At 66.4% G+C, this 12351-nt stretch carries 10 protein-coding genes; 6 read left to right on the forward strand and 4 right to left on the reverse strand.

Annotated features, from left to right (window positions below; translation table 11 throughout):
• Window positions 1–13 precede the first annotated feature (13 nt).
• The 5 genes from DBR12_RS00335 (at window position 14) to DBR12_RS00355 (ending at window position 6989) form a co-directional block, all read left to right on the forward strand.
• Window positions 14–1213: a PepSY-associated TM helix domain-containing protein gene (locus DBR12_RS00335; RefSeq protein WP_369861257.1), complete on the forward strand. Its 1200-nt coding sequence runs from the start codon at window positions 14–16 to the stop codon at window positions 1211–1213.
• Window positions 1210–1461 (forward strand): hypothetical protein, encoded by a 252-nt coding sequence (locus DBR12_RS00340; protein ID WP_108615429.1) that lies wholly within the window; start codon window positions 1210–1212, stop codon window positions 1459–1461. Before DBR12_RS00335 ends, DBR12_RS00340 begins: the two co-directional genes overlap by 4 nt.
• 28 nt (window positions 1462–1489) lie before the next feature.
• A complete protein-coding gene (locus DBR12_RS00345; protein ID WP_108615438.1) occupies window positions 1490–3739 on the forward strand; it encodes a TonB-dependent siderophore receptor in 2250 nt (749 codons plus the stop codon).
• A gap of 171 nt (window positions 3740–3910) precedes the next feature.
• A complete protein-coding gene (locus DBR12_RS00350; RefSeq protein ID WP_108615430.1) occupies window positions 3911–4654 on the forward strand; it encodes a DUF4198 domain-containing protein in 744 nt (247 codons plus the stop codon).
• Between the two features lie 160 nt (window positions 4655–4814).
• The gene (locus tag DBR12_RS00355; protein ID WP_108615431.1) at window positions 4815–6989 is read left to right on the forward strand and encodes a TonB-dependent siderophore receptor; all 2175 of its coding nucleotides are present in this window, start codon (window positions 4815–4817) and stop codon (window positions 6987–6989) included.
• A gap of 249 nt (window positions 6990–7238) precedes the next feature.
• Here DBR12_RS00355 and DBR12_RS00360 read toward each other — a convergent pair whose 3' ends face one another.
• From DBR12_RS00360 to DBR12_RS00375, 4 genes are all read right to left on the reverse strand, one after another.
• Window positions 7239–8024, reverse strand: coding sequence for a hypothetical protein (locus DBR12_RS00360; protein ID WP_146185433.1), 786 nt, complete (start codon window positions 8022–8024; stop codon window positions 7239–7241).
• 89 nt (window positions 8025–8113) lie between these two features.
• Window positions 8114–8800 carry a GNAT family N-acetyltransferase gene (locus DBR12_RS00365; protein WP_108615433.1) on the reverse strand — a complete coding sequence of 229 codons (687 nt, stop codon included), beginning with the start codon at window positions 8798–8800 and terminating at the stop codon, window positions 8114–8116.
• Window positions 8797–9357, reverse strand: coding sequence for a MarR family winged helix-turn-helix transcriptional regulator (locus DBR12_RS00370; RefSeq protein WP_108615434.1), 561 nt, complete (start codon window positions 9355–9357; stop codon window positions 8797–8799). Before DBR12_RS00370 ends, DBR12_RS00365 begins: the two co-directional genes overlap by 4 nt.
• A gap of 239 nt (window positions 9358–9596) precedes the next feature.
• Window positions 9597–11033: an NAD-dependent succinate-semialdehyde dehydrogenase gene (locus DBR12_RS00375; RefSeq protein ID WP_108615435.1), complete on the reverse strand. Its 1437-nt coding sequence runs from the start codon at window positions 11031–11033 to the stop codon at window positions 9597–9599.
• Between the two features lie 237 nt (window positions 11034–11270).
• Here DBR12_RS00375 and DBR12_RS00380 point away from each other — a divergent pair.
• On the forward strand, window positions 11271–12351 hold a 1081-nt coding region (locus DBR12_RS00380; RefSeq protein ID WP_108615436.1), incomplete at its 3' end, for a pyridoxal phosphate-dependent aminotransferase.

The raw sequence follows: 12351 nt of genomic DNA on the forward strand, positions 1-12351 counted from the left end.
CCCCCACGCCATGCTGAGCCCCACCGCCCTGCGCCGCTGGAGCTGGACCCACAAGTGGTCCAGTCTGGTGTGCACCATCTTCATGCTGCTGTTGTGCATCACCGGCCTGCCGCTGATCTTTCACCACGAAATCGGCCACCTGCTGGGCACCGAGGTCGAGGCACCTGCCATGCCTGCCGACACACCGCGCGCCAGCCTCGACAAGGTGCTGGCCACCGCGCAGGCGCTGCACCCGGACCGCGTGGTGCAGTTCGTGTCGCACGCAGAGGACGACAACAACGTGTGGTTCGTCACGCTCACGCCCACACCGGCCCCCACGGACGATTTCAAGTCGGTGGCGGTGGATGCACGCACAGCCCAGGTGCTGGCGCAGCCACGGTTTGACGAGGGTTTCATGCATGTGATGTTCCGCCTGCATGTGGACCTGTTTGCGGGGCTGCCGGGCAAGCTGTTTCTGGGTTTCATGGGTTTGCTGCTGCTGGTGGCCATCGTCACCGGGGTGGTGCTGTATGCGCCGTTCATGCGCAAGCTGGCGTTTGGCGAGGTGCGGCGGGATCGCTCCGCGCGCGTGAAGTGGCTCGACCTGCACAACCTGCTGGGCATCGTCACGCTGGTGTGGGCCTTTGTGGTGGGTGGCACGGGCATGATCAACACGTGGGCCGACCTGCTCATCAAGTACTGGCAGTACGACCAGCTCTCGGTGCTGCTCAAGCCGTATGAGGGCCAGCCCACCGTGCCCGCCGCCGAGCGCGGGCCGCTGCAGCAGGCGCTGGATGTGGCGCAGGCCCAGGCGCCGGGCACCAAGCTGTCGTTCATTGCGTTCCCGGGCACGGCGTTCTCCAGCCCGCACCACAACACGTTTTTCCTGCGCGGCAACGAGCCGCTGACCTCCAAGCTGCTCAAGCCCGTGCTGGTGGATGCGCGCACGGCGCAGGTCACGGCGTCGCCTGCGCTGCCGTGGTACCTGACAGCGCTGCTGGTGTCGCAGCCGCTGCACTTTGGCGACTACGGCGGCATGCCGATGAAGATCATCTGGGCGCTGCTCGACATCGCCACCATCGTCGTGCTGGGCAGCGGGCTGTATCTGTGGCTGCGCAAGGGCGTGCAGGCGGCAAGCCCCGCAAAAACAGCCACTGGCAGCGACACGGGCGGCTTTGCAGGCAGCGCATTGCCCACATCCGGCGCAGCGCGCTCCACCGAGGGGGCCGCATGAGTAAGCACCACCCTTTCTGGGCCCTGTGGGGCTGGCCCATCGTGATGGGGGTCCTCACCACCACCGGACTGATCACGGCCCTGGTGTCCGACACCTGGGGCGACTGGTGGTCGTGGGTGGCGCTGGGTGTGCCGGTGGCAGTGATGGGCTGGTACAGCTGGCCTCGCAGTTCCGCAGGTGCCACAGCGGCAACCGCAGACGCATCCCCCACCGATGCATCCGGCACCTGTTCCACCGCTGCGCAGTGAGTTCTTTGTTTCTTTGTTTTTCTTCGCCATGCGTTCCGCACCATCACCCCACACCGCCCCGCTGCTGCGCCCTGCGGTGTCTGCCACCCCTGTTGCACTGGCTGCGGCCGCGTTGGTGCTGGCCCTGGCCGCACCTGCGCTGCATGCGCAGGCATCTGTAGCCCACGCCACGGCGGGCGAGGCCAAGACCCTCTCCACCGTCACGGTCAACGCCAGTGCCGATGCATCGGCCCAAGGCCTGTCGCCCGCCTACCCCGGCGGTCAAGTGGCGCGTGGGGGCCGCGCAGGCATCTTGGGCACCAAGGATGCGATGGACACGCCGTTTTCCATCACCAGCTACACCAACGAACTGATCCAGGACCGCCATGCCCGCAGTGTGGGCGATGTGCTGCAGAACGACCCCACGGTGCGCGTGGCGCGCGGCTTTGGCAATTTTCAGGAGTCGTTCTTCATCCGGGGCTTCATCCTCGATTCAGACAGCACCGCCTACAACGGCCTGTACAGCCTGCTGCCGCGCCAGTACATCGCCACCGAACTGTTCGAGCGGGTGGAGTTGCTGCGCGGTGCCTCGGCATTTTTGAATGGCGCCAGCCCCAACGGCGGTGGCCTGGGCGGTAGCATCAACCTGCTGCCCAAGCGCGCACCCAACGAGCCCTTGAGCCGCGTGACCTTGGGCGTGGCCAGCGGCGGCCAGACGCAGATTGCGGCCGACATCGCCCGCCGCTTTGGCCCCGACGGCAACACAGGCATCCGCGTGAATGCCGCTACCCGCAATGGCGGCACAGCGGTGGACCACGAAGACGTGCAGCTGGGCCTGCTGGCCGTGGGCCTGGACTGGCGCAGCCGCGATGTGCGCCTGTCGGGCGACATCGGCTGGCAAGACCACCAGCTCAAGAACACGCGCACCAACGTGACGCTGGGCAGCGCGGTAACCACGGTGCCGGGCGCACCTGACAACCACACCAACTTTGCCCAGCCCTGGAGCTACTCGAACGAACGCGATGTGTTCGGCACTCTGCGCGGCGAGTGGGACCTGTCGCCCACTACCACCGCCTGGGCGGCGGCGGGTGCGCGCCGGGGCGAGGAGGCCAATTCGCTGGCCAACCTCACGGTAACCAACGCTGCCAGTGGTGCTGCCACGACCTACCGTTTTGACAACACCCGCAAGGACAGCGTGAACACCGGCGAGCTGGGCCTGCGCGGCAAGCTGCAGACCGGCAGCGTGGGCCACGAATGGGTGGCGGTGGCATCGCACTTCAGCGCCGACAAGAAGAACGCCTATGCCATGGACTTGCGCAACACCCTGGCCACCAACCTTTACAACCCCGTGGCCGCCAGCCAGCCCAGCTTGAGCGCCAACACGCTCTATGGCGGCAACCTGGCCGACCCACGCCGCACCGGCAGAACGCGGCTGACCAGCTTGGCGCTGGGCGACACGATGTCGCTGCTGAACAACCGCCTACTGCTCACGGCGGGCCTGCGCCACCAGAAAATCGAGATCGCCAACTACGCCTACGGCACGGCCGTGCAGACCGATCGCTACGACCACAGCCGCACCAGCCCGCTGCTGGCCGCCGTCTACAAGGTGGACAAAGGCCTGTCGGTGTATGCCAACTATGTGGAAGGCCTGAGCCAGGGCCAGACCGCGCCCAGCACCGCCGCCAACCGGGGCGAGATGCTGGCGCCCTATGTCTCCAAGCAAAAAGAAGTGGGCGCGAAGTTTGACGGCGGCCGCGTGGGCGGCAGCGTGGCCCTGTTCTCCACCACCAAGCCGCGCGCCTATGTGGGCTCTGACCAAATCTTCCGCAGCAATGGCAAGGATCGCCACCAAGGCATTGAACTGGCCGTGCAGGGCGAGGCCACCAAGGGCCTGCGCCTGCTGGGCGGCCTGACCTGGCTAGATGCCAAGCAGCTCGCCACCGGTGCCGCCAGCACCGACGGCCGCCGCGTGATTGGCGTGCCCAAGCTGCAGGCCAATGTAGGCGCCGAATGGGATGTGCCCGGCGTGAACGGCCTGGCCCTGGACGGCCGCCTGGTGCACACCGGCGCGGTCTATGCCAACGCCACCAACACCCTGCGCGTGCCGGGCTGGAACCGCCTGGACCTGGGCGCACGCTACCTCACCGAGGTGCAGGGCCGCCTCGTGACCCTGCGCGCCCGCGTGGACAACGCGACCAACCGCAACTACTGGGCGTCGTCGGGCGGCTACCCCGGCGCAGGCTACCTGGTGGTGGGCGCGCCACGCACGTTCTCGTTGAGCGCCAGCGTCGATTTTTGACGCACCCCGGGCGGTGCCGTTCAGCCAGCCGCCCGGCAACCAGCCACCCAGCGCTAGACCACCGGGCGCAGGCAGCCAACTTCTTTCGCACTGGGTTGCGTGTGGCCCCGCCGGGGGCACGCACGCCCTGTGCACGCACATTTTTGTTGAAACCACCGAAAGGAAACTGCCATGCCATCGTCCCTGCGCCTCAAGGCCCCGCTGCTCGCCACCCTGATTGCCTGCGCGTCCCTCACCGCCGTCGCCAGCGCCCACGCCCACCAGGTGTGGCTGGAAAACGCCGGCGGCCAAGCCCGCCTGCACTTTGGCGAGTTCAACGAAAACCTGCGCGAATCCTCGCCCGGCGCGCTCGACAAGTTCCTGGGTGCGCCCGCCCTGGAGCAGCGCACCGCCGCCGGCGCCACCAAGCCGCTGGAAGGCAAGCTGGGCAAGGACGCCTTCAGCTACGCCACCGACGCCAGCGCGCAGACCCTGTTCGCCGCCGCCAGCTACCCCCTGATCGACCGCAGCAAGCGCAACCAGCCCGCCATGCTGTGGGTGCCCGCCGCGCGCTGGGTGGCCAACGCGGGCCAGGCCACCGAAGCCAATGCCAAGGCACTGGACCTGGTGCCCACCGGCAAGCCCGGCGTGTTCAAGGTGGTGTTCAACGGCACCCCCCTGCCCAAGGTGCAGGTGGAGATGGTGGCGCCCTCGGGCTGGTCGCGCGGTGAACAAAGCGGCGACGACGGCACGGTGACCTTTGCCCTGCCCTGGAAGGGCCAGTACGTGGCAGAGGTCAAACACAGCGACAAGACCGCCGGTGAAGCCCAGGGCAAGCCGTATGGCGAAGCCAGCTACGTGACCACGCTGAGCTTTGTGCAGAAGGACGGCATGGCATCGCCCGCGCTGCCCGAGCCACCCGCCAAGGGCCACTGATCTGCGGGGGCCCACCGGCCCCACGCACCACCGTGAACCTGCCCCAACCGTGCAGCGCCACAGCGCCACGGTTTTTTGTGGCTGCGCTGCGCCATTTTTTAAATAAAAAAGGCTCCTCCGCGCTCTGCATATCGGCTTTTAGCTACCAAATCAATAGCATATGATCCACCACCATCTTCTGCGCACCGCCATAGCCCAGGCCGTACTGCTGGCCCTGTACGGCACCGCCCAGGCACAGACGGCCGCGCCCAATGCACCTAACGCACCCGCTGCCGAGAAGGCCCTCGCCCCCGTCACCGTGAGCGCAGGCGCCGAGCAAGAGAACCCCACCGCGCCCGTCAGCGGCTTTGTAGCCAAACGCGCGCTGAGTGCCACCAAGACCGACACCCCCCTGCTGGAAACCCCCCAGGCCATCAGCGTAGTCACCCGCGACCAGATGGAAGCCCAGGGCGTGCAAACCCTGCGCCAGGCCACGGCCTATACCGCGGGCGCCGTGTCCAACTATTTCGACAGCCGCGTGGACAGCTTTGCCGCCCGCGGCGGGAGCGTCTCGCAGTACCAGGACGGCCTGCTGCGCACCTACGGCACCTACAACACCAGCCGCCCCGACCCCTACACGCTGGAGCGCGTGGAGTTTCTGCGTGGCCCCACCTCGGTGCTGTACGGCCAGGGCAGCGTGGGCGGTGTGCTCAACCTCACCAGCAAACGCCCGCAGGCCGAAACGCAGCGCGAGGTGCAGGTGCAACTGGGCAACAACAGCCGCAAGCAGATCGCCGCCGACATGACCGGCGCGCTCAACACCGAAGGCCAGTGGCTCTATCGCCTGGTGGCGGTGGGCCGCGACAGTGGCACCCAGGTGGACCATGTGGCCGATGACCGCGTGGTGCTGATGCCGTCGCTGACCTGGAAGCCCAACGCCGATACATCGCTCACGCTGCAGGCCCTGCACCAGAAGGACAAGAGCGGCTCTCTGATCGGCTTTTTCCCATGGCAGGGCACGCAGTTGGCCAGCCGCTACGGGCAGATCCCGCGCAACACATTCATCAGCGAACCGGGCTGGGACGCGTATGACACCACCAACAACTCCTGGGGCTACCTGTTCAGCCACCGCTTGAACGCCGACTGGACCGTGCGCCAGAACCTGCGCCGCACCGTGAGCGAGGTGGACTACCGCACCATCTACACCAGCTTCACGGCCAACGCCGCCACCGGCCGCCCGGCCCGCCCTGTGTTCAACAGCGACAGCCGCACCCTGGTGCGCGATGCCGTGTGGCAACTCAACACCGGCCGCATGCTGCTCATTGACACGCAATTGGAGGGCAAGCTGCAGGCAGGCAACACCGAGCACACGCTGCTTGCGGGCCTGGATGTACAGCGCAACCACACCGGCCAGAAAGCCTGGCGCGCCGTGGCACCGGCCATCGATGTCTACAACCCCGTGTACGGCAACTTCACCCCGCCCACGGCCGCGCAGCTGGTGCGCCAGCCGAACGTGGTGCAGAAACAGCTGGGCTTTTATGCCCAGGACCAGATCAAGTGGGGCCGCTGGACCGCCACGCTGGGCCTGCGCCACGACAGCGTGCAGACCGACACCGAAGGCCGCCCCGCAGCCGCCGTGGACGACAAGGCCTGGACCAAGCGCGCTGGCGCCACCTACCAGATGGACGGCGGCTGGGCACCGTATGTGGGCTACTCCGAGTCCTTCCAGCCGCTGGGCGGAGTGGACGTGTATGGCACCCCCTTCAAGCCCCAGCGCGGCGAGCAGTGGGAGGCTGGCGTGAAATGGCAACCGCCCGGCCAGGGCATCAGCGCCTTCGCCGCCATCTATCAGCTGCGCGAGAAGAACCGCAAGACCACCGACCCAAGCAACCCGCTCAACAGCCTGCAGATCGGCGAAGTCAAGGTCAAGGGCTTCGAAGCCGAGGTGCAGGCCAGCCTGGCACGCCAGTGGGACTTCACCGTGGGCTACGCCTTCACCGACGCGAAGATCAGCCGCAGCAACGCCGGCGACCAGGGCACGCCGGTAGCCAGCGTGCCCAGGCACACCGCCTCCGCCTGGCTGAGCCACCGCTTTGCCAGCGAAGGCCGTGGCGGCTGGACCGTGGGCGCTGGCGTGCGCCACACCGGCTCGCAATGGAGCGGCACCAGCGCCATCAGCACCCCGGCCGCCACCCTGGCCGATGCCATGGTGGCGTATGACGCAGGCGACTGGCGCGTGGCCTTCAACGTGGTCAACCTGACCGACAAGGTGCACATCACCCAGTGCCTGGCGCGGGGCGATTGTTTCTATGGGCAGGCGCGGACGTACACGCTGACTTCGACGTACCGGTTCTGAGGGCGGGGGAAGATGATGGCGTGAAAAAATTCAAGCCAGAATGGGCTTCTCCGCTCTTTGGATAAGCCTTTTATGCTATTCAAATGATAGCAAAAGCTCCGACTCACGGATGAGCCGGAGCTTTGTTTTGTGGCCTGCGGACAAAAAGCACTTCGTGGGCTCTTAACAAAGACACAAGCATGCGCTGGGACGATTGATTTGATCAGCATTGCCACATCCGGCAGGATGCCGAGCACACATGCCGTGGCATCAATGCCCCCCAAACCTCCCCACCTGCCGCAGCCCTCCGGTCAGGCGCCACAGGCTGATGCACCAGCCATCACACCCCTCCTCCACCACCAGTGCGGGCAGGTCGTTGCCATCGATATCGACATGGCTCTCCGGGGTGCCTGGCACCTCTCCCATGTAGGCATAAGTGCCCTGGCTGCTGCGCACAAACACATGGTGCCTTTGCGCTTGGTAAAACGCGTCTGCGTCGCGCACCACCTTGCCGGGCACCACCACCGTGGTGCGCGCGCCGGGGGCGCCGTGGGGCTGCTGGATCGACCTGGCATCGTCCCACTTCAGCTGGCGCAGCAGCGCGCCAAAGCGGCGCGTGTCGGACTGGATATAGGTCTGCAGTTCGGTGCGCTGGTCAGGGTCGATCTTGCGCACGTTCCACCGGGGCGTGGCGGGTGGTGCCATCGAAAACAGGGCGTACTGCCTGCCCTCACTCTGGCGGGCCGGGCCTTGCACGGTCACCCCGGTCACCTCCCAGTCGTCAGCGCCGGACGGGGTCTTGAACACCTCTGCCTTGCACTGGTACTTCACGCCACCTTGCAAAGCAAACACCGCCTTGTCCGTATTGCAGTGCTGCACCAGCCGCTGCAGATGGGCCTTGTCATCAAAGCGTGCCATCACCCGCTCGGCATCGGGCGGCAGTAAAGCAAAGAACAATCCACCACGGGTGCTGTGGCTTTCTTTCTCCATGCCCGCGATGGCGGGCAAGGCGCAGGACAAAACTAACCATGGGGCAAGCAGTCGCGTCAACAGCATGGGCCGATACCTCCGTCAGGGAAGGAATGGTAACGATCCTGCGCACAGGAACAGGCGCGGCCTCACCACGCTGCTTGGTTGCACTGCCCTCACCGCCCTAGCACCGCCACGTGCACCCCGGTGCGGACGCGAAACCCCAGGCTTTCATACAAGGCAATCGCCGCTGCGTTCGTCGTCCACGCGTGCAGAAACGCCTGGTCGCCCCGCTGCTGGATGGCATGCGCCACCACCGACGACAGCCTGCGTGCAAAACCGTGGCCGCGAAAGTCCGGGTGGGTGCACACGCCGCTGACTTCGGTGCCGCCCACAAAGCGCATGCGCTCGCCCGCCATGGCCGCCAGGCGGCCGCCCACGCGGATGCCAATGAAGCGACCCATGGTGTGGGTGCGGGGCAAGAACGGGCCGGGCTCGGTGAGCTGGGCCAGGGCCAGCATGTCTGCAGCATCGGCTTCGCCCAGCTCCACGATGTCTTCCTTGCCAGGCTCGGGCGCAATCAGCTGGGTGGCCAGCATCTGCACGCCCTCGGCGCGGCGCAGGGCCTGCAGGCCGGGAGGCACCGGCGCGGGCTGCGCTTGCAGCACAAACACGGTCTCGCCCTCGGCAATCAAAGGGGCCAGGGCTGACACGCTGGCATCGTCGCTGTCGTCCCGGGTGGATGCAAACAGGTTCACATCGCGCCGGTAGCGCCGGGCCTGATCGCCGCCTTCGGCAAGGGTGGGCGCGTAGGCCAGCGAGGCCCAGACGGGCCGGTCGAACGGGTTCGGTGGAGTGCTCATCGCGGGGTCTCCTGGGTCTTTTTTGCGGACTTGCCGGGGGCGGGGGCTTTGCGCTTGCGCGGGGATGGCTCCGTGGCCATGGCAGCTGCCGAACGCTGCAGCAGCGAGGTGCGCTGCAGGCCGACCTCCAGCGCCGCGAGTTGCTGCAGCAAGGGGCCTTCGAGCGACGCACACACCTGGGCCACCGAGGCTTCGATCACGGGCCAGACCTCTCGCTGGGCGCGCTGCACCAGGGCCTGCCCCTCTGGGCTGAGCGCCACGCGGCGCACGCGCCGGTCGCCCTCCACCGCTTCGGATACCACCAGGCCGCCATCCTCCAGACCTTTGAGCGAGCGCGTGACCACGGGCTGGCTCACGCCCACGGCCTGGCTCAGTTCGCCCACCCCCAGCGGGCCATGCCAGTCCAGCGCGGCCAGCAGCGGGAAGTGCGCCGCAGGCATGCCAATGCCGTGCTCGGTCAGCAGCGCCTGGGTTTGTGCCTGCAGCGCCTCGCCAATGCGCTTGAAGCGTGTGCCGAGGGTGAGAAAGCCGAGTTCCTTGACGATGTCTTCGATCATTTTTAATCACCTAGATATATATCATGATATATTTTTCAGAGACGAAGTCAACCCGTGTATCCGCACAAGCCTGCTCTGCATCCTGCCGTGCTGGAGCAACCCATGCACGCCGTGCAACACAAAAGCAAAGGGCCTGCACGCAGCCTCGCGGAAAACTCCCGGGAGACAGCCCGCAGGCCCTTGTTGACCCATTGATGCCAGCGGCAGGCGCGAAGGCGCGCCGCTGGCGGGGTGCGCCTTTACACGTTCATGATCGACACCAGGCGCGTGTTCATGTGCGCCTCGATGGCCTCGGGGCCGCCTTCGGAGCCGTAGCCTGAGTCCTTCAGGCCGCCAAATGGCAGCTCGGCTGCGGGGGCTGCGGCCTGGTTGATCCAGAGCATGCCCACTTCCAGGCGCTGGGCCAGCAGGTGCGCGTTTTTCAGCGAGCTTGTAAACGCATAGCCCGCCAGGCCAAACGGCAGGCGGTTGGCTTCGGCAATCGCGTCCTCGATCTTCTCGAAACCGCGCACGGCGGCCACGGGGCCAAAGGGTTCTTCGTTGACGATGCGGGCCGACAGGGGCACGTCGTTCAGTACCGTGGGCGCAAAGAAATTGCCTTCGCTGCCAATGCGCTCGCCACCGGCCAGCACCTTGGCGCCCTGCTGCACGGCATCGGCCAGCAAATCAGCCATGGCGGTGATGCGGCGGGGGTTGGCCAGGGGGCCCATCTGTGTACCCGCAGTCAGACCGTCGCCCACCTTCAGGCCCTGCGCATACTTGGCAAACGCGGCCACGAAGTCGGCGCGAATGCTCTCATGCACCAGGTAGCGTGTGGGCGAGATGCAGACCTGCCCCGCGTTGCGGAACTTGGCACCGCTGCCGATCTTGATGGCCAGCTCCAGGTCGGCGTCTTCCGCCACGATGACCGGAGCGTGGCCACCCAGCTCCATCGTCACACGCTTCATGTGTTTGCCAGCCAGCGCCGCCAGCTGCTTGCCCACGGGCGTGGAGCCGGTGAAGGTGACCTTGCGGATCACGGGGTGCGGAATGAGGTAGCTGGAGATTTCGGCGGGGTCGCCATACACCAGGCCCACGGTGCCCACGGGCACGCCTGCATCGGCAAATGCACGGATCAGTTCGGCCGGGCTGGCGGGGGTTTCTTCCGGCGCCTTGACCAGGATGGAACAGCCAGCAGCCAGGGCGGCAGCCAGCTTGCGCACCACCTGGTTGATGGGGAAGTTCCAGGGCGTGAAAGCCGCCACAGGGCCCACCGGGTCCTTCAGCACCATCTGCTGGGCCTTGAGGTTGCGCGAGGGCACGATGCGGCCATACACACGCAGGGATTCGTCGGCAAACCATTCGATGATGTCGGCAGATGCCATGGTCTCCACCCTGGCTTCGGCCAGGGGCTTGCCCTGCTCTTGCACCATGATGGCCGCGATGGCCTCGGCACGTTCGCGCATCAGCGCGGCGGCGCGGCGCATGGTCTTGGCGCGCTCGGCTGCGGGAATGTCACGCCAGGCTTCGAAGCCCTTTTGTGCAGCGTCCAGTGCGCGGTCCAGATCGACCTTGGTGGCGTGGGCCACACGGCCGATTTCTTTGCCGGTGGCGGGGTTGAAAACGGCAATGGTTTTGCCTTCTGCGGCGTCTTGCCACTGGCCTGCAATGAAGAGCTGGGTGTTGGGATAGGTCATGGGCGTTGGGGTCAGCAAAAAAATCAAAAAAACGACTATACGCCTGCTGAGGCGAAGCCCCCCTGAGTCGCCTACGGCGCCTTCCCCCACCGTGGGACAACGCCAGTGGCCAAGCGAAGCCCGTTCCACGGCGCCTGCTCGCCTGGTCTGCTCCGCGGCCTTCGGTGCTACGTGACGGCTTAAGCAATATGGAGAATCGCTGCGATGATGGGAGCGTTGTTGACGCAAGGAGATTGCATGCGAGAAGTAGTCCAAAGCCTCGAAGAGTCGCGCATCCGTGAGGTAGCCAACGAAGGCCTGGGGCGCAGCGACGTGCTGAAGTTCTGGTTTGGCGAGAGCGATGAGGTGACGCCGGATTTCATTCGCGACGCGGCCATTGCGTCGCTGCAAAAGGGCGAGACCTTCTACGCCCACAACCTGGGTCTGCCCGAGCTGCGCCACGCGATTGCAGGCTACATGCACGGCCTGCACCCGCAGCAGCACACCGATGCATGGTTTGACCGCATCGCAGTGACATCCGGCGGTGTGAACGGCCTGATGGTGGCCGTGCAGGCGCTGGTGGACGCGGGCGACGAGGTGGTGCTGGTGACGCCCGTGTGGCCCAACCTGGTGGCGCAGCCGCGCATTCTGGGCGCGCAGGTGCGCACCGTGCCGCTGGTGGCCAACGCCCAAGGCGCGTGGCGGCTGGACATGGATGCGCTGCTCGGTGCCATCACGCCAGGCACGCGCCTGCTGGTCGTCAACGCCCCCAACAACCCCACGGGCTGGACGCTGACGCGTGAGGAGCAGGCCACCATCCTGGCGCACTGCCGCCGCACGGGCACGTGGATCTTGGCAGACGAGGTGTATGAGCGGCTCTACTACGCAGGCGACACGGCCAACGGCGCAGCACCCAGCTTTCTGGATGTGGCCGAGCCCGAGGACCGCCTGGTGGTGACACACAGCTTTTCCAAGAGCTTTTTGATGACCGGCTGGCGCCTGGGCTGGCTGGTGCTGCCCCCGTCGCTGACGCACGCGGTCGGCAAACTGATCGAGTTCAACACCTCGTGTGCGCCGGTGTTTGTGCAGCGCGGGGCTACGGTGGCGCTGCAGCGCACGGATGAGGTGACGCCTACGCTGGTGAACCATCTACGCAACTGTCGGGACACGCTGGTGCCGTTGCTGGCCGATGTGCCAGGTGTGTCGGTGGCCACGCCACGTGGAGGCATGTATGCGTTCTTTCACATCGACGGGCATGACGAGTGTTTGCCGCTGGCCAAGCGGTTGGTACGGGAGGCGGGGCTGGGGTTGGCTCCCGGCAGCGCGTTTGGGGGAGAGG

The organism is Acidovorax sp. HMWF029 (assembly GCF_003060895.1).
Classification (GTDB): Bacteria; Pseudomonadota; Gammaproteobacteria; order Burkholderiales; family Burkholderiaceae_C; genus Acidovorax.

Coding starts and splice junctions, on each gene's coding strand:
- DBR12_RS00360 (WP_146185433.1), bottom strand. CDS start 8,024: ATGCTGTTGACGCGACTGCTTGCCCCATGGTTAGTTTTGTCCTGCGCC.
- DBR12_RS00370 (WP_108615434.1), bottom strand. CDS start 9,357: ATGATCGAAGACATCGTCAAGGAACTCGGCTTTCTCACCCTCGGCACA.
- DBR12_RS00350 (WP_108615430.1), top strand. CDS start 3,911: ATGCCATCGTCCCTGCGCCTCAAGGCCCCGCTGCTCGCCACCCTGATT.
- DBR12_RS00355 (WP_108615431.1), top strand. CDS start 4,815: ATGATCCACCACCATCTTCTGCGCACCGCCATAGCCCAGGCCGTACTG.
- DBR12_RS00345 (WP_108615438.1), top strand. CDS start 1,490: ATGCGTTCCGCACCATCACCCCACACCGCCCCGCTGCTGCGCCCTGCG.
- DBR12_RS00365 (WP_108615433.1), bottom strand. CDS start 8,800: ATGAGCACTCCACCGAACCCGTTCGACCGGCCCGTCTGGGCCTCGCTG.
- DBR12_RS00340 (WP_108615429.1), top strand. CDS start 1,210: ATGAGTAAGCACCACCCTTTCTGGGCCCTGTGGGGCTGGCCCATCGTG.
- DBR12_RS00375 (WP_108615435.1), bottom strand. CDS start 11,033: ATGACCTATCCCAACACCCAGCTCTTCATTGCAGGCCAGTGGCAAGAC.